This is a genomic window from Flavitalea antarctica, from assembly GCF_054461535.1.
Window position 1 is genome coordinate 45,961 of the sequence record NZ_JBTLQG010000006.1, and the last position, 19,696, is coordinate 65,656.

Sequence of the window (19,696 nt, forward strand, 5' to 3'; positions counted from 1 at the left end):
CGGCTGGGTTATCTCAAGAGATAACATTCGGTCCGGTTCAGTGCGCTGGCTCGACTGTTGCATTTTTCGCTGTCTCAATATCTTTTGCGACATCGGGTCGAACCTTTCTCCAGTGGAATGTCAGATGGCGGTTTTCTTCGGAACGCACACCATTTTGTTCGCTATAATGAACCAGTGGCATATCGTTGTAGATTGGGCTCGTTATATTAATGATTTCATCCCAGTATTTCAAAGCATTACCCAGGTGACTTATCGCTTTTTGTTTGCTTGCTTCCCCGCCGTTTGTGCGGAAAATTTGCAGCGCTATCGCGCCTTTCAATTTTTCCGCGAAATGCAGACCCATGTTTGCCCAGGTCTTCACATCCGCAACTTCAAACATCAGGGCATTGTTCCCGGCAGTATTAATATTTTCTATCAGCCGGAGGGCTTCCCTGCAATCCCTTTCAAGCATATCAATCAGAACAGGGGGAGTGATTTTTTTTGTAGCGAACGTAATGCCCTCCCCCGTTGCTTTTACATAGTCTGCAACACTTACATAATCAGGATCAGTTACCGGCTGATGGATAAGCCGGTCCACCGAAATGTACTCCACCTTTTTTACTTTATTGTCAAGGGCCAGAAATCCTTCAGTATACAGGGTCAGGTCCATTGTGAAGTCAAACAAAGAACCAAGACGTAACGGAGTTTTACCCGCCAGGGAAAATGCGTTTAATAACTGCCCGCCATCTTTACCATATCGGCGGATAAATTCTGCGCGGAAAACATCGTCGGGGGTGGCAGGATTATAGAGCAATCTTCCCCATAATTTGTAAAACAACCATTGTCTTTCAAAGGCGTACTTCCAGGTCCTGGTAATGCCTGGCTTTGTAAAATAATCTTTGGCCGGGATATACGTTTCAGAGCCAATCATGTATCCACCGACATAAGGCTGACTATTCGTTTGAATATGAGTCCGGATAAAATCAGGTACGCCCCAGCGAAGGCAAAAGAAATCTTCGTTGCGGGCCGTCCAGGTGATTTTATAGTTGGTGGGCTCAGGCTTGAAATAGGTGTCGTATAATTTTCCCCCGTGCACTTTTACCAACGTTGGCGTGGAGTGAGCATGCGACCAATTGTATTTTAAGTCTGCAAAAACAGGCGGTTGAAGAAAGGTAAACTGTCCTTGTTCTTCAATGACCTTCCTGGTTAATTTTTCCGTTTCAACGCTGGTTACACCCAAAGAGCTGCTCGTGCTTGAAAATGGAATCCGGTGAATGAGTTTTAGTTTACGATTTGCCAATCGCATTCCTTCAATGATGGTTTGTGACATCCACTCTTCGCGTTCTTCTGGTGTCATACCGCCCATACCTTCGCCAAGTGTCAGTCCCATCCCGGTTATCTCCGGGTACTCCTGCAACATTTGCGTAACACATTCACGGGTATAACGCTTCACCAGCTCCGAGGTATCCCCTTTTACAAAAAAGTCGTGCTGGAGATTATCCATGTTTACATTATGGGCTTTGGAAAATTCGGGGCTAACGAAGATGTTGAAAGGAATAATGTATGTGTCAATTGCCCGCTCTTTTGCCATTTGAAATATACCTGCAAAAAGATTCTTCCATTCCTTCAACTCAGCATCGGTGAACGGCGATGCTTCCGGAAAGTTTTTCGGCCTGATCATAAATGTGTAAGGGTGCAAGTTCCATAAGGAAAGTGAATTAAGCCGGTTCTCCACCATCATGTCAAGAAAGGCTTTCCAATAATTCAGGTCCTTACAGGTTTCGTAATGTAAATCCAGGGCATCACTATGACGATAAGTATCCCAGGGCAAATCAAACTTAATGGCACGAAACGAATAATTGGGTTTTTCACTTCGTGATTTTATATTTTCCAGCCTGCTGCCATTTCGCAATTCCTCTGCAAGCGATAAGCTGCCATAAATCATCCCTCTTTGGTCACCTCCTGTTACAGTGAGGCTTTGCTGATCTGCAAGTATTGCATAAGCCTCTTCGGCAAATTGACTCGCATTTGTAGATAAGGTAATGACGAGATCTGCTTTTGAAGTGTTCAGCCTATATCCTTTTGAGAGAATCGCTTTCTCCAACATTTTAGCGGCATACATCGACTGTGGCGACGCTTTATCGTAAACAATGTTCACCGCCTGTGAAAATCCTGGCGAAATACATGTTAGGATAAGACCAATAAGTAAGCAATGTGTTTTGTCCATGATGGTGCGCCTCCCCCAATGCCTGATTTACCAGGTCTGTTACTTTTTGATATTCTCTTAAAAAAATATTTTAACAATTGCTCTGGCAAAAAATGGTGTGCCGGGTGTAAAATGTATTTCTGAAACCGGTGCTGGCTCATTTTGCAACCTGCTTTCGGTATCAAATTGTGTTTCTTTCCATTTTACATCAAACAGGTTTTGTATCGCTATGCCCGCCTCCCATCGTTTCTTTGTATAGTTGATTGTTGCGTCCGTTACAAAGTATCCTTTTGCAACAACGCTATTATCTTCATTCGCTGGTCTGTCATCCATGAAGCGATATCGTAAGCTACCGTTGAAGCCATATTGTTTTCTATATGTTAATCCACCTACACTTGAAAACCTTGGCGCTAAGGGTAAATAGCTTTCTGCTTTATCAACCCCTATTGCTCTTGGGTTTGCGAGACTAACATCCACGTCAGCATACAGATTTTTAGTCAATTCATACCTGACTGACAGATCATAGCCGTATCTTCTTGTTTGTCCACCCGGTTCTACTACTCCTTCATCACCCACATAAATAAACTCCTGGTCGAGCCATAGATACCATAAAGCAGTCTGAAGCACTAATTTTTTACCTACTTTAATAATGGCACCTAAGTCTGTACCCAAAGCCGGGGGTACAACTTTCCGACCATCTTGTTGTACTGAAACTCTTGTGTCATTACTGTGAAAACCTCTTCCATTATAGAGGTACAGTTGCACTTTGTCACTTGCACTAAAGTTGAAATTCAGCTTCGGACTAAGGATTGTTGAAGACGATGAAAGTTCCTTTTCTGCCAGTCTATCATTGTAGGTATTTGTAAAATAATCTGCCCTTAACGCACCTGTGATATCCAGCTTTCTTGAAACTGAAAATCGTTGAGCCCAATAAGCACCAGCATTCATTTCATTAACATCCCCAAGCATAATGTCAGCTGTATTTATAGTTCTGTTTTTTGTCCGTGTCAGTTCAACATCATTTACATCATCGTATCTTAACTGGATCCCTGCCTTTGTTTCTGTTCTGACGTTGCCCAGGAAGAACTCCTTTTGATACAAGCCGTTGTAGCCAATGATATTCCTGTCTTCCTTTTGCCGTATCTGGTCACCATTCACAGGGTCTACTTTAAAGAAGGTGAAATTCGAATATAGTTCAAATTTGTACTTGCTATAGAACAATTGATTGCGAATTGTGGCGCCATCATCAAGGCTGGTTAGTAACTCCACATTCGCATTATACCTTGATGTTTTGCCTCCTTCTGTATCATCGATTGCGCCATAAAACCCCACCTGCCCGCTTGCTACGGCTCTATCCGGTATCTGTCCGGAAGCGTTCCATTTGCTGGTAAATGCCGTAAGTGTGGTGGTCAGAGCGCTGTGGTGACCGACGCTACCGTGATATTTCAAAGTGCCATTGAAGCGGGAAAAATCCTGTGGACTGTCAAAATATCCTTGCGTAAAAGAACCTTCACCGGCAAAATATAAACTCTGGTCTCTTCTTTCACCTTTTTGCTTTATGAGATTAATGCCCGTTACAGCACGAAAGGTATTGAATTGTCCGCCTTCCACTTGCACGAAGTTGTTTTCCAGGTAATCCTTTGTTTTGAAATCCACAAAACCGGCTGTAGTGAAGTTTCCTTTATCAGCAAAGTATGGACCTTTATTAAAATTGACCTTTTGTATTAACTCAGGTATTACCCAATGCAAGTCGGCATATCCCTGGCCGTGGGCATGTGAGACCATATTTACGGGGAGGCCGTCAACCGATATGCTTACATCAGTCCCGTGGTCTATATCAAAACCTCTTAAAAAGATTTGTTCTGCCTTTCCACCACCGGCATGCTGTCCGATGAATAAACCAGGAACCATTCTTAATACCTCCTGCGAGTTGTTAATGGGCCGCAAATGGATATCAAAGTCGCTTATGGTTTTAAAAACACCATTTCGTGCTGATGCTCTCACCTCTACTTCGGCTAAGCTGGAGACCTTTGGGTCCAGGTAAATAATGGAGTGGTTTTCATAAAGGGATAGACCTGATACGTCAACAGCTTTTGGTTCAAATCCAATACCTGTAATATTTAGCCTGGTAACTGATGCAGGCAATGATTTAAAGCTTACAAAACCATTTTCGTCTGATGAGGTAGTGAAAACAAGATCCTCGCTTTGCAGGGTGGCATCCTGGATAGGTATTTTTGAAGATGCATTGACTATGTAAATCCCTTTATGAATGCTCTGAGCAAATAATTGTTCGTTTAATAATATGACCGAACAGAAAAACAAAAAGTAGCTGAATCTCCTTGTAAAAAAATACATGAGTGTAAAATGTTTGGGGTATACAAAATCACATAGCCATATTTGCAGTGCGACAGCACCACATTAGCCAGGTGATTTAATATTAAATGAATAGAGGCGGGTTACCAGATAATTAAAGCGTAAGCAGCACGTCATAATGGCGACGACATAGCTCTGGCCAGGTGTATGCATAAAGCATACAAGACATGTCTGTACCTTTAAATAATCAATTCAACGGAGTTAACAATACTTCGGTGGAGGATAGTATTTATCTAATGAAATGGTAGAGAAATTACAAATGGTCACTGCAAACTGTTGCTTGTGCATACTAAGTTCCGAAATGCCGTAAAGCATTTGTGCAACTATGTGAACAGAGACAGGCTCGGAAGTTTTAGTTGTTGCAGGTTGTTTATCAGGATTTTCTTCATGTTCTGATTCAGCAATTTCTACTTCGACATGATGGTCACCGTGATCGTGATGGACCGTAGCAAGGTGCTTGGCTTTCCAAAAAATATGTGCAAGGTCATCCTGTAATAATGGCAATATAGGTTTACACATGGCAAGTGTGTAAAGAAGCAGAAAAAAATATGCAGCTATAGTTTTCACCTTATAGTACTAAATTAAGCGAATTTGCGACATGGTTCATGGGTAAATACGGAAAGTATTTGAAAATGGATTTTGATGCTTACGCGTAGCTGATGAAGCCCAGTGATACCCAATCCGCTATAATTGTTGCCAATGGTAAGAAGGACCCTGGGAGCTCCCATCTTGGGAAATCTTATTGTCCTCTGTGCCGGATTCCGCCATTGAAAATAAATTTGCGCATGGCAAAGATCATGCGCGTTGGTTACGTTGGAGGCGAATGTTCTTCCGCCCTTGCCAGTGCTTCCACACCGTGATAAAACGTTAAGCACCATGGCATAAAATTTAAAACGGTGCCAGCTGCTGTGGTAATGTCAAATGTTGAACACCAGCCTCTGACTGCTTGCTGGAATGTTTGTATCGATGACAACGAAATATCCTATTGCAACAACGCCTGCTTTATCTCAGCGATGATCTGCCTGCCCAGGGCGATGTAATTAGTACTCTCACTCAATCAGAAAAAAGCTGACTCTATATTGTTTAACTTTTTGTTACTCTACTGGCCTGATAGCTAAACAAAAGGCCCGGAACAACGTAATTGTGAAATTAGGTGCTGATGAGATCTCATCTACCATAAGCCTGCCCTACCCTTGCAATAAACAATTCAGGGTTCGTATGCACCCCAGGTACAAATGCACACTTGAATATCCATCGAAACGATCTCCGTTATATACCTGGTATCGGTTCCGACGGGCTATAAAATTAATGCCGGGTTACAACTTTTTTTTGACCTGCCAGGAATTCATTGTCCTTTCTACAGAACATATGTGCAAGTGGGAGACCTCATGTATTACGGCCTGTTATTGCCTATCTATCCGGTATAACCGGCCGCCATCGGTGATAGCATATAACGCACCATCTGTACCCTGGGTAATATCACGGAAGCGCTGCCTTTCACTCACCAGCAATCGTTCTTCACCTATAACCCTATTGTTTTCGATTGCCAGACGCACAATGTGCATACCACTAAGTGCACCTATAAACAAGTTGTTCCGCCACTCGGGTATGCGATCACTATTATAAAATGTCATTCCACTTGGTGAAACAACAGGATCCCAATAATATACTGGTTGCATAAGTCCTGCCTGTTGCTGAATACCACTGCCAACCGGTTGACCACTATATTCAAGGCCATAAGTGATAACCGGCCAACCATAATTAGCCCCCGCTTCCAGCCGGTTGATTTCATCACCTCCACGTGGCCCGTGTTCACTTTGCCATACATCGCCGGTGACCGGATGAATGGCAAGCCCCTGCGGATTTCTATGCCCGATTGAAAATAGTTCGGGTAAAGCGCCGGCTCCGGCAAACACAGGATTGCCGGGCGCTGGCTGACCATCTCTTGTGATACGTATAATTTTTCCAAGTCCGGAACTTACAGATTGCGCCTGGACCCGGATGACGTTGTCGGAACGTTCCCCGGAACTGACAATAAGATTTCCTGTCCGATCGAACAAAACTCTACCGCCATAGTGATTCGCACCAGCATAGGCAGGGGCCGCCCTATAAATTACCCTTACCGTTTCCAGGCTACCCTCGTTATCTGAGAGCCTCCCTTTTGCGATGGCAGTCACATTCCCTCCGGCTGAGGGCTCGGAGTAGGACCAGTATACCATACGGTTGGAGGTAAATTGCGGGTCAAGGCAGATACCCAATAACCCACCCTGCCCCGCAGCATTCACGGATGGCACGCCGGAGATTGGTTCACTGACAACTCCGGAACTGGTAACGATCCGTATACGTCCCTGCTTTTCTGTAACCAGCAGGCGGCCGTCTGGCAGACTGGTAAGCCCCCACGGCGCGGCGAGCGAAGAGGTGATTACTGCCGAACGGAAGCTGGCCGTGGTAGTTATTCCATTGATACGGGTCTGGCCGCTAAACGAAGGCCTGTATGTAGCATTTGGCGGCAATGTTTCAACGGGTGGGGCAGAAGGTCCCGGCGTTTGCGGAGGTGGTTCGGTTACTGCTTCATCGTCGCGGGAGCAAGCCGTTGCCAAAATCAGAACACTGCAGATAAGTTTTATGATACGTTTCATGTACGAATAATTTGATTTACGAATAATTTGATTGATGAAAAATCTCGTTGGCTGTTCAGCGCCATCGTGTAAACAAAGATTATACTATCAAGATTCATACTATACCAATGAATAGCGGCTAATGGACCCGACGGCATAAAATTCTGAATTCTCTACTAACGGTTTCAACCATTAAAAGGCAAATCAGGGAAAACAGCTAGATCATGTTGATAACAAGCGCAGCCAGGATACCAGGATCACGTGTGCTCAGCGGAGCGCCACTGGAAACCAGTGGCGGCATAAAATGGCGGGTACAGAACCCATCAACGAAAACATAAAAGCCCATGCTCCATAACTTACCATGTTTTAGATTCCTGGGAAAAGCCTGCTTCCATCTTACTGCTGGAAAATTGCACGCACCAATGGAGCCGGAATATGACGATTGTCAAGTACTGGGGTGACTTACTTCATTGGCACTCTCTCACACATTGACCAGCTTTATATTGTAATAGTTCATGTCTTTTTAGCAAACAATGACCGATGATGAAAGCCCTTGTTTACCATGGCCCCGGCAAAAAATCATGGGAGGAAAAACCGACACCCTCCATTACGCATGCCGCAGATGCTATCGTCAGAATATTAAAAACTACAATTTGTGGTACCGACCTCCATATCATGAAGGGGGACGTGCCAACGGTAACCGATGGTCGAACGCTTGGACATGAAGGCGTAGGGATTATCGAAGAAACAGGATCTGGCGTTACCCAATTTAAAAAGGGTGACCACGTATTGATCTCATGCATAACATCGTGCGGAAAATGCGGGTATTGCAAACGAGGGATGTACTCGCATTGTGAAAATGGTGGTTGGATACTTGGTAACACCATCGATGGCACTCAGGCCGAATTTGTAAGGATACCGTACGCAGAGACAAGCTTGTACCGGATTCCCCCAGGCGCCGACGAAGAAGCATTGGTTATGTTAAGCGATATACTGCCAACCGGCTTTGAATGTGGAGTACTCAACGGGCAAGTAAAACCCGGATCAACCGTAGCCATTGTGGGTGCCGGCCCGATTGGACTGGCGGCTTTACTCACCGCTCAGTTTTATTCACCCGCAAGCATCATAATGGTCGATGTTGACGACAACCGACTGAATGTTGCACGGTCATTTGGGGCCACTGAAATTATTAATAGTAACCGTCAAAATGTCGTTCAAACCGTGATGGAATTGACAGAAAATACCGGCGTTGACACAGCAATGGAAGCCGTGGGTATTCCCTCAACATTTGAAATCTGCGAACGTATTGTTGCGCCTGGTGGATATATAGCCAATATAGGCGTGCATGGTAAAAGTGTCGAATTATTTTTGGACACGCTGTGGTCGAGAAACATAACGATAACAACCCGGTTAGTTGATACCGCTAGCACACCCATGTTATTAAAGACCGTATTGAGTCATAAGATAAATCCGAATAGCCTTATTACCCATCATTTCAAACTGTCAGATATAATGCAGGCGTACGAGACCTTCGCAAATGCTTCTTCAGAGAAAGCCCTGAAAATAATTATGACTAACGCTGAGTGATCCATTCATCAGCAGGCAGTAAAAGTTGATAGCCCTTTTGATGGTTGCCAACTTCAAATTTCGACATGGATTGTGGCATCTGCATTGACCAGGGTTACTGACGCGCCACTTTCTATATCCCGCGGCAATCAGCGAATATCATTACGGCCACCGGGAGGTATGGGTGGATGTAAAAACATCATAGAGGAACTCTATTGGTCGTTGTGAGGTTGATATTGCGAACGCACAACGCGAGGCGTATTTGTGATTGATTTATCTATGCGCTATAAACACAGGAATCTTGTGGTCGGCAATTACATCGGCAATAAAACTCGATTTCAACATCCTTGAAAGTCCCGACCGGCCGAAGGATCCACAAACCAGGATAGCCGCTTTTTTTTCACTCATCCATACTGCGAAGTATTTTTTCAGATCCAGCTCCAGGTTCAACAAGTTGAGATCAGTAAAATGGCCGGCAACGAGTTCCTGCATTTTTTCATGTTCAGGAAACGCCCCTGAGTAATCACGCGTTGCATAAGTCAGGGAAGTTGGATTCCTGGTAAATTCCGGAAACAGGTATGTAAATTGTTTGATTGCGAATACTGACGACGCCGTCCCATCGTAAGCCAGGATATTACTATTCGGATAAGCGTATTCTTCGGGTACTACTATTACAGGGCACTCCGCTTCATGTAACGCGTCTTGCAGATAAAGATTTACCTCCGCCTTACTCATATTCGAATAGAAGGTTTCGCTACCAACAATCAAAAGATCGGTATACCTGGTTTCGTTCTTTAACTCAGGTAAGGCAAAATCGCTGACATTGGTATGAACCTTATAATCAATTTTTGCACGTTTACAACTGCTTTCAAAACGCGCAACATTTCGCTCGATTAGCACAGACTCATCGGCTTCAACCAGAGGCACAAACACAGGTGTAGCGGCATTCGCATAAGTCCACAAATTTGCATAGTCCAATTGGTGCAGGAACACGCCAGTAAGTAACAGCGGCTGTGTACTATTCATTTTCAAAGCGAATGCAAAAGCGCCTTCTGAAAAATTACCTCCGTCAAAAGCGATGAGCACCTTTTTCATATAGTAAATTTAGAATCGAAAATTATGTCAACACCCGGCTATACGCAATGACAAACATTATATAAGCAACTGACCATCGTCATTCAAAGAAGATAAAACCTGGTCCCACGGGTTTGTGAAACAAAAAGCATCGTTGAAAATGATGCAGGTCATAGCTGGGGATCCCGGTAAAAGGTATTTTACATACGGGAACTATACCAAACCACGAAATTGGAAACATAGTGGACCATGACAATACCATTTTAGCCTACGTGCTTCATCCTCTTTGTCAGGGACCGATCTATCGATGCCTGGTGGCAATTGTTACCCAGTCACTTTGTTAGATAAAATGAACTCTGAGCTTATTTTGCATGATCAATCATAAAGCTCAAATCTAAAACTTGATTAGTGCAGCCCGATCCCACATATCTAACAGCATTATTTGAGTATGCCACCGAAGGCATTATTCTGACCAACGGGGGTGGCAATATTGTCCTGATCAATCCGGCCGCGCAGAGAATGTTTGGATATCCCGCCCAGGATGTGATAGGTAAGCCGATTGAAACACTCTTACGCAGGAAGGTAAGGAATGATCATGCCCACATGCCTAAACCTTTTTACAAGGATTACCCGGACAGAATCATGGGTCCGGGACAGGATTTACATGGTAGGCGGAACGATGGCACGGAGCTTCCGTTAGAAGTAAGCATTGGGTTTTATGAAAAAGACAAAGAACGCTTTGTTATTGTGTTTGTTGTTGACGTAACCACTTGGAAGAACATTGAAATTAATCTTCAGGCTCAACAAAGCGAACTACAAAACATGGCAATGGCTATGCAAAGACTTAACGAAGAACTTCAGATGAGAGTAGAGGAACGAACTAAAATTTTAAAAGAGGCGCTTGAAAAACTGGAAGAATCTAGAAAAGAGTTGGATGACGCATTTAAGAAAGAAGAACAGCTTAATGAGTTAAAAAAAAGTTTCGTGTCACTTGCTTCTCATGAGTTTCGCACACCATTGAGTACCATACTGTCCTCTGCAGCCCTTGTGGGCCATTATACCGATCCTGCCGATCAGGATAAGCGTGAAAAACATATCAAAAGAATAAAAGATTCGGTCAAACATCTGAACCAGATACTGGAAGATTTTCTCTCTCTGGGCAAACTTGAGGACGGGAAAATTAAACCGCAACCCGAAATTGTTGACGTCGATGAGTTGCTCTCCCAATTATTGAATGAATTAACCGGCGCAGAAAAACCAGGTCAAAAATTGTTGTTGGAAAATGCTTCGTCGGGCAAGTTTTGCACAGATAAAACAATGCTGAGAAATATCCTGATTAATCTGATAGGAAATGCGATAAAGTTTTCCGATGCAAATGCACAAATAAATATCAGTGCAAAAATGCTAAGCCATAGACTGGCTATTTCAGTAAGCGATCAGGGTATCGGCATTTCCCCAACAGATCAGCCACTTTTGTTTACGAACTTCTTTCGAGGAAAGAATGCAACAAACATCCAAGGATTGGGTCTTGGCCTTCATATCGTTAAGAAATATATCGAATTGCTCGGAGGCGATATCCGGGTGAAAAGTGAATTGAACAGGGGGACCACCTTTGAGTGCACATTTCCCGATCTTAATTTTTCAAAACAGATCCGGCAATAATCATTGACAGGGATGCTTAAACGTGTGTTTTTTAGGATGTTAGCAATGGAGATCAATAAGCGACTTCAAATCTGAAAACCTCATCTAATTTAAAGAACGGAAGATCAGGATTATCGAAACCAAAACGCCTGACAAACTCGTTGATGAAGTTTTTATGCCCATATGCAAGCCGGCGTATCTGGCTTTAATGTTTGTACATCACTGGTAAAAGTTAGTCTGAAATATGACAAAAGTCAGTTAATGCGGTTCCGATTTAGCCTATCTTTTTATACAAATACCCACCACATAATTTCTATGCATAAGTTATCCCGCTTTGCATCTGTAGTTTTAATCGTGTCGTTATCCTGCGATAACCGCGCCGTGGTCATTTATCCGAAGGAGGAAAGCATCACTGAGTCCATCTATGCTTCCGGTATTATCAAAAGTAAAGACCAGTATGACGTATTCCCGGCCGTAAACGGCCTGGTAGCTGAAAAACTGGTACATGAGGGCGAGATTGTAAGGAAAAATCAGCCCATTCTCAGGTTATCCGATTTTACGGCACGGTTAAATACTGAACAGGCCCGGGCTACCGTAGATTATCTTTCCTTACCCTCAAATAAATTTAAACTGTCCCAGCTGGAAACCCAGATCTATCAGGCGAGGTTAAAATCGGAAAACGATCTCCTGCTATTAGAGCGCCAAAGGAAACTATGGAGTCAGCAAATCGGAACACGTAATGAGCTTGAGCAACGGGAATTAGCCTGCAAGAACTCAATGTATGCCCTGGAAAAGGCGCAACTGGCTTACAATGACCTTCAAAAGGAAATTCGATTCCAGGCAAGTCAGTCGCAGAGAAATTTCGAAATATCAAGATCCATCTCAGCCGACTATGTTGTTAAAAGCTCTATTGATGGTAAAGTGTATTCGATAATGAAAGAAAAAGGAGAAATGGTTAATACCCAGGTTCCGATTGCAATGATAGGCAGTGCAAATCAATTTATCATCGAACTGAGAATTGATGAATATGACGTCGCGAAAATTCAAACTGGTCAAAAAGCTGTTATTGGAATGGATAGCTATAAGCAGCAGGTGTACAAAGCTGTAATCAGGAAGATAAAACCTGTTATGAATGAACGTTCAAAAACCTTCACTGTCGAGGCTGAGTTCCTGGAGCTACCGCCGGTCCTTTATCCAAATCTTACGTGCGAAGCAAACATCCTGATTCGTGAACAAGGTAGGGCCCTGACAATTCCAAGATCCTGCCTTCGCGAAGGCGACTTTGTGCTGTTAAGTAATAAAAAATTTGTAAAAATAAAGACTGGCTTAAAAAATTTCGAGAAAGTGGAAGTTCTGGAGGGATTGAGCATTAATGACGCCATACTTAAAACTGACCAATGAATCTCAAACTGCTGGTTTCCGTGGCGAAATCTTTGTCACTGGCCCACTGGAAACAGACACTGATAGCTGCGATCGGGGTGACGTTCAGTATAAGTGCTTTTATTGCGTTATTGGGCTTCATGACGGGTTTAAATGATCTGTTGGATGGTCTCGTGCTTAACCGGACGCCGCATATCAGATTGTTCAATGAAATACACCCCAGTGAGACGCAACCGATCCAGTTGGCGTCAGAGTATAAGAATGCATATCATTTCATATCTTCCGTTAAGCCGGGGAATAACCGGGAAAATATTCACAATGGCATAGCAATTATGCGGTATCTGACAAATGATCAACGCGTCGCCGGAGTTACCGCTGTCGTTAAATCTCCTGTTTTTTTTAATGCAAGTACCATCGACATTACTGGAGTACTTAATTGCATTGAGGCCGAGCCTTCGTCACGGCTGTTCCGGTTCAACGAATACATAATTACCGGCAAAGCAGACGACATTGAAAAAGTGCCGAATAGCATTATCCTTGGAATTTCGCTCGCTGAAAAACTGCTCGCCTCACCGGGGGATGTCATCCAGGTTACCACTCCTGAAGGTGAAATGCTTTCATTAAAAGTTGTTGGATACTTTCAATCTGGAATTAACGAAATAGATAAAGTGCAGAGTTATGTTTCGATAAACACGGGGCGTAAGCTCCTCGGCAAATCTGGCAGTTACATTACCGAGATCCAAATCAAACTAAAAGACATGAGTTCAGCGCCAATGTTGTCCAGGGAATATGCGATGCTGTTTGGTTGCCAGTCAGAAGATATCCAGACAGCCAACCAGGAATTTGAAACAGGAAGCTTTATAAGAACTGTCATTGCATATGCGGTTGGGGTCACACTGTTGATTGTTGCAGGATTTGGAATCTACAACATTCTCAATATGATGATTTATGATAAGATGGATGCAATTGCTATCCTGAAGGCGACAGGTTTCGCAAGTTTGGATGTTCAGATGATCTTCTTGTTAATCGCTTTAAGTATCGGAGTCACCGGTGGGCTCGCAGGTCTAATGTTAGGCTTTGGTTTTTCATACCTCATCGACCAGATTCCTTTTACTACAAATTCATTGCCGACAGTTAAAACATACCCGGTAAATTATACGACGGCTCTTTATGTTACGGGTACATTATTTTCAATAGTCACCACACTGATAGCGGGCTGGCTTCCATCGCGTAAAGCGAGTAAGCTGGATCCGGTTATCATTATAAGGGGAAAATAATATGAATGATACCATTCTCGAAGCAAGAAGCATAAATAAAAGATTTCGCGGTCCTGCCGGTTTACATGTTTTGAAGAACATCAGTTTTACGCTCCCCCGTGGCGAATTCGTTTCGATCACCGGGAGATCGGGTTGTGGCAAGTCTACCCTGCTTTATATATTGTCAACAATGGACACCGACTATGAGGGTGAATTATTTATTGATAACGAACCTATGCGGAATAAAACAGAACCCGAACTGGCACAAATACGAAATCAAAAGATAGGATTCGTTTTCCAGTTCCACTACCTGCTTAATGAATTTAGCGTATTGAAAAACGTTATGCTTCCGGCATTAAAATTAAACCGGTTTAGCAAACAGGAAATTGAATTTCAGGCTATGGAAAAGTTGAGAACACTTGGCATAGCACATATTGCACTCAAAAAAGCAAATTTGATCTCCGGGGGCGAGAAACAGCGAGTGGCTATCGCCCGCGCACTTATCAATGATCCATGTATCATAATGGGAGACGAACCTACGGGTAATCTCGATAAAAAAAACGGGGAAATAGTTTTTGAAATTTTTAAGTCCCTGGCGATTACTAAAGGTTTAACGTTACTGATAGTTACACATGATCAGGACTTTGCGAAGAGAACCAATAAAACCATCATGATAGATGATGCTATGATTGCGTTTTGACGGGTCACAGCCGTTCAATACCACTTCCGAAAGCCATTAAAAGGCGGTACTGTCGATTGGGTATAGTACCAATTTGTGATTCATGACCAGTATCACAAAAACCGTTAATCAATATCATAGATTTCTATTCCCAAACAAAGTTTCTTCGTAGAAATCAACCAACATTCTTCACCATTAAAATTTATTAAAAATGAAAACTGATATTCAAATTCAGAAAGATGTCCAGGACGAATTGAACTGGGAACCCTTTATTAATGCTTCGGAAATAGGTGTTGCTGTAAAAAATGGAATAGTGACATTATCGGGCCAGGTTGACAGTTATGCAAAAAAGTTAGCCGCTGAAAATGCTGCGAAAAGGGTTTCAGGCGTAAAAGCAGTTGCAGAAGATATACAGATTGGTGTTTCTCCTGCAAATCGCCGGAATGACACAGAATTAGCACAGGCAATCTTAAATGCTCTGCAATGGCATTCGGCCATCCAGGAGGAAAAAATCAAAATCAAGGTGGAAGACGGCAACGTAAGATTGGAAGGAGAAGTGGAATGGGAATATCAGCGTGTCAGTGCTGAATCAACTATCCAGAATCTTGCAGGAATCAAATCCATCCTTAACCTGATCAAGGTAAAGCCTAAAACCACCCCAACAGAAGTCAAACAAAAAATTATTGCCGCATTTCAACGCAGCGCGGTCGTGGATGCAGCAAACATTAAGGTCGACGTATCGGGCGCAAGGGTTACGCTTCGTGGAAAGGTCCGTTCATTTGCAGAAAAACATGACGCAGAGCGTGCTGCATGGGCAGCACCTGGAGTAAATACTATTGAAAGTAAACTTGAAGTTGAAACTCCGGAACTGGCAGTGGAATACCGGTAATAACCCAGTTTAAATTCTGACTAAAACGCCTTTGCCCACAAGTCAAAGGCGTTTCTATCTTAAACGCACGATCTTAACAGTCTCCCGAACAATACCAGTGTCTGCAACCCCAAGAAACATTCTGAACAAGCTACAGTTACTAAGGTCAAGAAGAACGCTTTAAGCGGATTACACACCGCCTGGACGTTTTTAAGGCCTTGGCTTTTGCATTTCAGCAAACAACGATTAACGCTGAGGGAGTTACAAAGTTAAGCGGCGACCGCACGGCATGAATCAAACACCCCCGGGCAACACCTGCGATTGGTTTATAAAAGTTTAGAACTTCCTGAGTATCGGAAAGCCAAAAACTTAATTTGCGCAAAAACTAATCCAAATTTTTGGCGGGCACGCCACCGAAATGACTTCAAAAAGAATGATTTTCAGGTAAAATTAGTAGCTTAGTATCAGCAATCTACATCTCCCGCGCTCCATATTACGGTCTCCGGCCGGTCGATAATCCAGACAATTTACATATCACACTCAAATGACTCCAGATGACAAATGAGACTATATTGCGTACTCAGCCAACCCTGCAGCTTTTAATAGAAAGCATACACGATCAGGCAATATTCATGCTAGACACTAGTGGGGTTATCATCACGTGGAACAAAGGAGCAGAAGAAATAAAAGGTTACGCATCGAAAGATATAATAGGCAAGCATTTTAGTGTATTTTATACTGAACAGCAAGTGCTGAATGGCGAACCGGAGAAAAATCTTGAGTTGGCTCGTAACTATGGCAGACTGGTCATTGAAAATTGGAGGCGACGTAGAGACGGGAGCATCTTTTGGGCTGAAATTATTTTGACAGCACTCATAGATGATAACGCAGAACTTATTGGCTATGGCAAAATAACGCGCGATATCACTAAGAGGAAAACAGTTGAAGAAGAAATCCGTCAGTTAAATACAAAGTTCAAGGCCCAGTTAAAACAAAGTTATTCTGAAATCTCCGATTATAAACATGCGCTCGACGAAGCATGTATTGTGGCCATCACTGATCAGAAGGGCATTATTAAGCACGTTAACAAAAACTTCTGCAAGATTTCAGGATATACTGAGTCAGAACTGCTCGGACAAGACCACAGAATTATCAACTCGACTTTTCATACAAAAGATTTTATAAAAAATTTATGGCAGACTATTGCCCGTGGTGAGATATGGCGGGGCGAACTTAAAAACAAAGCCAAGAACGGCACATTTTATTGGGTAGATACAACCATTATACCTTTCCTTAATGAGAAAGGGAAGCCCTACCAATATTTAGCTATACGAAGTGATATTACTAAACGCAAATTGTTCGAGGAAGAAATACTTAAAGTAAACAATGACCTTGAACAAAAGATTGAGGAACGAACCCAGGCGCTTCGACAGGCTTTACAAAGAGAGATTGATCTGAACGAGATGAAGTCACGCTTTGTATCGCTGGCTTCCCATGAATTCCGAACCCCTCTAAGTGCGATATTGTCGAGCACGTCTCTCGTAGAGCGCTATTCTGCACCGGAAAATCAGGATAAGCGCCAAAAGCATATAGATCGGATAAAGTCGTCGGTAAAAAATATGACAATCATTCTTAACGATTTTCTATCGGTTGATAAACTGGAACAAGGCAAGATTGAAATAAAACCGGCTTGTTTTAACCTGAATTTACTTATAGAAGATATTCTCGAAGAAGTAGATTTATCATTGAAAAAAAATAATCAAACGATCATTTATACTTGTCCGGCGATCCAGGATATAACACAAGACAAAAATATCTTATTAAATATCCTGTTGAATCTTATATCGAATGCTATCAAATATTCTCAGGAAGGAAATATGATATATCTGCATGCAGAGCAGAATGACAGGAAAATAATCATCTCCGTAAAGGATACTGGAATAGGAATACCGGAAACAGCACAAAAAGAGCTCTTTCAAAAATTTTTCAGAGCACAAAATGTGGGATATACCCAGGGCACGGGCCTTGGTCTCAATATCGTTAAAAGATATATCGAACTCATTAGTGGAAGGATATATTTTACCAGCCAGGAAAACGTAGGCTCTACTTTCACTATAGAATTTCCGGCTGCGATCTGAATAATAGTTGCTGGCAACAAAACTCAGGTGCAAAAGATGGGTAACTTCAGGACGAACTGAAAGTCATTACCGGTGGGCAATAAACACAGGAATATCAAAAGTTCTGATAAGTCGCGATGCTGTGCTCTTATGATAAAATCTTGAAAGCATACTTCCCCCGTAAGATCCGAGCACGAGGAACACATTCTTCTTACCAAGTAAATAGTCTAACAATGCATCCCGGGAATCTCCCTGTACTGGGTGAAAAGCAACGCTGGAATAATGAGGTTGCAACAACTCTCCTATCCTTGCTTTTTCGTCAATAGTTAAATTGCCATCTTTGTGGGCCTGAATAACTATCATACGTTTGTCTGATAATTCCTGTAATAAGTACGTAAACTGTTTAATTGCAAATACAGAAGAAGCAGTGCCGTCATAGGCAAAAATCACTTCATCTATACCTTCAAAGGAAGATGGTGCCATGATCACAGGACATTCGGATTTCACAAGTAATGATTCGATAAAATGGCTGGGGAAGCCATGATCAGATTCATCAAATTTAAGCCCGGGATCTGCAATCAGTAAATCAGCAAACCGGGTTTCACCGATAAGTTCCTCCAGGGGCAATCCGCTGTCGCGATGCCATCCCCAACGCACATGTCTCCGATCGCATGTTTCCCCGAACATTCGCATATATTCAGTAAACTGCTTTTTTCTCCTTTGAGTTTCAGGAAAATCGCCAGAAACAATCGTTTCAAGATAAGGTACTTCGAGAATCGTTTTCATTGTCGGTTTTAAAATTCCGGCTATATTATCAAGAAAGACTCCAGTTAGCCTGGATCTCGTGATACTGGCCAACCAACATCCGAATTCCGGGACTGTATAAGATTCATTGACATCAATCGCTAACAAAATATTTTCCATAACCTGATTTTAATATTTGTAAATTATTGCTGCATTTATATTGTCAGAATACCGCCCGGGTATTAACTGGGGCGTCAGAATTATTCAAATCCTTGAATCTGATGATCAGATCAGTCAATATATTTCGAGTGATGCTGTCTAAATGAGTCCGGCAAGTGATTTGATCCTCGCAAATTCTTTTGAATCCGCCTTATGAATAAGAAGATATTCTATCAGATAATTAAGATTAATCACTCCTGTTGAATGACCATTACTAAGAACCGGAAACACACGCTCTGGGTTGACAGCAAGTTCTTCAAGACCTGTTTCGATTAAATCATCTCCACTAAAAACGGTAAGATTTTCCTTCATAAGGTCTCTTACCAATAAACCATATTTTTTTTCAGCAATTGCTTTAACAATCTCCAATCTATTCACGGTTCCAACCGCCCTAATTTATGGCGATCTGCCTGGACATATCGTTTTGTTTGGCCTCTTCTTTTTTTGGGAGTTGTAATTTCAGAACACCTTCTTCATAAGTTGCTTCTATTTTGTCCTGTTTCACATCATTAGGTAAAGTAAAGCTTCTGCTGAATGACGAATAGTTATATTCCTTTCGTGTAAATTTTTCATCTTTTTCTTCTTTGCTCTCCTCTTTTTCGCTGCTGATTGTTAGCATATTGCCTTCCAGATCAATATGGAAATCGCTTTTTTTCAAACCGGGGGCTGCCAGCGAAACCTTGTAACCATCTTTATCTTCTGTGATGTTTACCGGAGGCATCGAAATGGGTTTGAACCATTGCAAGCCGTTGTTAAACCACTCGTTCCAGGGCTTGAAAAAGTCATCAAATACTGATGGCAAATCGGTTGACTTGGTAATTGCTTTTGTTGACATAAAAACCTCCTTTTTTTTGATTTATGTGTAGTTAAAGCTACCATAGGATAACCCGGACAAAAAGGACTTATATCAACACATCTACTGACCTTACTCAGTCGCGAGCTTTTTACCATCTTCTGAAATTTCTTCCAGTCATTT

15 protein-coding genes are annotated in these 19,696 nt (G+C 42.5%); 7 read left to right on the top strand and 8 right to left on the bottom strand.

All coding sequences use genetic code 11. The features are described from left to right. Nucleotides 1-37: 37 nt before the first annotated feature. The 4 genes from ACX0G7_RS08160 to ACX0G7_RS08175 all read right to left on the bottom strand — a co-directional run bounded on the left by ACX0G7_RS08160 (nt 38) and on the right by ACX0G7_RS08175 (nt 7,197). On the bottom strand, nt 38-2,206 hold the full coding sequence (locus ACX0G7_RS08160; protein WP_458922953.1) for a glycoside hydrolase family 20 zincin-like fold domain-containing protein: 2,169 nt from the start codon (nt 2,204-2,206) through the stop codon (nt 38-40). Between the two features lie 57 nt (nt 2,207-2,263). Further along, nucleotides 2,264-4,540: a TonB-dependent receptor gene (locus ACX0G7_RS08165; RefSeq protein ID WP_458922954.1), complete on the bottom strand. Its 2,277-nt coding sequence runs from the start codon at nt 4,538-4,540 to the stop codon at nt 2,264-2,266. 219 nt (nt 4,541-4,759) lie between these two features. After that, nucleotides 4,760-5,125, bottom strand: a complete 366-nt coding sequence (locus ACX0G7_RS08170; protein WP_458922955.1) for a hypothetical protein — start codon at nt 5,123-5,125, stop codon at nt 4,760-4,762. A gap of 836 nt (nt 5,126-5,961) precedes the next feature. Next, nucleotides 5,962-7,197 carry a PQQ-dependent sugar dehydrogenase gene (locus tag ACX0G7_RS08175; RefSeq protein ID WP_458922956.1) on the bottom strand — a complete coding sequence of 412 codons (1,236 nt, stop codon included), beginning with the start codon at nt 7,195-7,197 and terminating at the stop codon, nt 5,962-5,964. Nucleotides 7,198-7,716: 519 nt separating this feature from the next. Here ACX0G7_RS08175 and ACX0G7_RS08180 point away from each other — a divergent pair. Further along, nucleotides 7,717-8,763 carry a zinc-dependent alcohol dehydrogenase family protein gene (locus tag ACX0G7_RS08180; protein WP_458922957.1) on the top strand — a complete coding sequence of 349 codons (1,047 nt, stop codon included), beginning with the start codon at nt 7,717-7,719 and terminating at the stop codon, nt 8,761-8,763. A 252-nt stretch (nt 8,764-9,015) separates the two neighbouring features. Here ACX0G7_RS08180 and ACX0G7_RS08185 read toward each other — a convergent pair whose 3' ends face one another. After that, entirely contained in the window at nt 9,016-9,837 is an 822-nt protein-coding gene (locus ACX0G7_RS08185) for an adenine nucleotide alpha hydrolase family protein (protein ID WP_458922958.1), read from the bottom strand. Between the two features lie 387 nt (nt 9,838-10,224). Between ACX0G7_RS08185 and ACX0G7_RS08190 the strand changes: the two genes are divergently transcribed. The 6 genes from ACX0G7_RS08190 (at nt 10,225) to ACX0G7_RS08215 (ending at nt 17,778) form a co-directional block, all read left to right on the top strand. Continuing rightward, nucleotides 10,225-11,478, top strand: a complete 1,254-nt coding sequence (locus ACX0G7_RS08190; RefSeq protein WP_458922959.1) for an ATP-binding protein — start codon at nt 10,225-10,227, stop codon at nt 11,476-11,478. Nucleotides 11,479-11,772: 294 nt separating this feature from the next. Beyond that, nucleotides 11,773-12,858: an efflux RND transporter periplasmic adaptor subunit gene (locus tag ACX0G7_RS08195; protein WP_458922960.1), complete on the top strand. Its 1,086-nt coding sequence runs from the start codon at nt 11,773-11,775 to the stop codon at nt 12,856-12,858. Beyond that, nucleotides 12,855-14,114, top strand: coding sequence for an ABC transporter permease (locus ACX0G7_RS08200; RefSeq protein WP_458922961.1), 1,260 nt, complete (start codon nt 12,855-12,857; stop codon nt 14,112-14,114). Before ACX0G7_RS08195 ends, ACX0G7_RS08200 begins: the two co-directional genes overlap by 4 nt. A 1-nt stretch (nt 14,115) precedes the next feature. Next, nucleotides 14,116-14,793 carry an ABC transporter ATP-binding protein gene (locus tag ACX0G7_RS08205; protein WP_458922962.1) on the top strand — a complete coding sequence of 226 codons (678 nt, stop codon included), beginning with the start codon at nt 14,116-14,118 and terminating at the stop codon, nt 14,791-14,793. Nucleotides 14,794-14,983: 190 nt separating this feature from the next. Then, nucleotides 14,984-15,661 carry a BON domain-containing protein gene (locus ACX0G7_RS08210; RefSeq protein WP_458922963.1) on the top strand — a complete coding sequence of 226 codons (678 nt, stop codon included), beginning with the start codon at nt 14,984-14,986 and terminating at the stop codon, nt 15,659-15,661. 533 nt (nt 15,662-16,194) lie between these two features. Beyond that, nucleotides 16,195-17,778 (top strand): sensor histidine kinase, encoded by a 1,584-nt coding sequence (locus ACX0G7_RS08215; protein WP_458922964.1) that lies wholly within the window; start codon nt 16,195-16,197, stop codon nt 17,776-17,778. 66 nt (nt 17,779-17,844) lie between these two features. On the opposite strand, the gene ACX0G7_RS08220 is transcribed toward ACX0G7_RS08215, so the two are convergent. From ACX0G7_RS08220 to ACX0G7_RS08230, 3 genes are all read right to left on the bottom strand, one after another. Beyond that, a complete protein-coding gene (locus tag ACX0G7_RS08220; protein WP_458922965.1) occupies nt 17,845-18,543 on the bottom strand; it encodes a hypothetical protein in 699 nt (232 codons plus the stop codon). A 276-nt stretch (nt 18,544-18,819) separates the two neighbouring features. Next, a complete protein-coding gene (locus tag ACX0G7_RS08225; RefSeq protein ID WP_458922966.1) occupies nt 18,820-19,089 on the bottom strand; it encodes a CBS domain-containing protein in 270 nt (89 codons plus the stop codon). Nucleotides 19,090-19,111: 22 nt separating this feature from the next. Further along, nucleotides 19,112-19,555: an Hsp20/alpha crystallin family protein gene (locus tag ACX0G7_RS08230; protein WP_458922967.1), complete on the bottom strand. Its 444-nt coding sequence runs from the start codon at nt 19,553-19,555 to the stop codon at nt 19,112-19,114. Between the last annotated feature and the right edge of the window lie 141 nt (nt 19,556-19,696).

What these genes read in the sequence shown, in the direction of transcription:
- ACX0G7_RS08160 (WP_458922953.1), bottom strand. Translation starts at nt 2,206, where the DNA reads ATGGACAAAACACATTGCTTACTTATTGGTCTTATCCTAACATGTATT.
- ACX0G7_RS08165 (WP_458922954.1), bottom strand. Translation starts at nt 4,540, where the DNA reads ATGTATTTTTTTACAAGGAGATTCAGCTACTTTTTGTTTTTCTGTTCG.
- ACX0G7_RS08175 (WP_458922956.1), bottom strand. Translation starts at nt 7,197, where the DNA reads ATGAAACGTATCATAAAACTTATCTGCAGTGTTCTGATTTTGGCAACG.
- ACX0G7_RS08180 (WP_458922957.1), top strand. Translation starts at nt 7,717, where the DNA reads ATGATGAAAGCCCTTGTTTACCATGGCCCCGGCAAAAAATCATGGGAG.
- ACX0G7_RS08185 (WP_458922958.1), bottom strand. Translation starts at nt 9,837, where the DNA reads ATGAAAAAGGTGCTCATCGCTTTTGACGGAGGTAATTTTTCAGAAGGC.
- ACX0G7_RS08195 (WP_458922960.1), top strand. Translation starts at nt 11,773, where the DNA reads ATGCATAAGTTATCCCGCTTTGCATCTGTAGTTTTAATCGTGTCGTTA.
- ACX0G7_RS08200 (WP_458922961.1), top strand. Translation starts at nt 12,855, where the DNA reads ATGAATCTCAAACTGCTGGTTTCCGTGGCGAAATCTTTGTCACTGGCC.
- ACX0G7_RS08205 (WP_458922962.1), top strand. Translation starts at nt 14,116, where the DNA reads ATGAATGATACCATTCTCGAAGCAAGAAGCATAAATAAAAGATTTCGC.
- ACX0G7_RS08210 (WP_458922963.1), top strand. Translation starts at nt 14,984, where the DNA reads ATGAAAACTGATATTCAAATTCAGAAAGATGTCCAGGACGAATTGAAC.
- ACX0G7_RS08215 (WP_458922964.1), top strand. Translation starts at nt 16,195, where the DNA reads ATGACAAATGAGACTATATTGCGTACTCAGCCAACCCTGCAGCTTTTA.
- ACX0G7_RS08220 (WP_458922965.1), bottom strand. Translation starts at nt 18,543, where the DNA reads ATGAAAACGATTCTCGAAGTACCTTATCTTGAAACGATTGTTTCTGGC.
- ACX0G7_RS08230 (WP_458922967.1), bottom strand. Translation starts at nt 19,555, where the DNA reads ATGTCAACAAAAGCAATTACCAAGTCAACCGATTTGCCATCAGTATTT.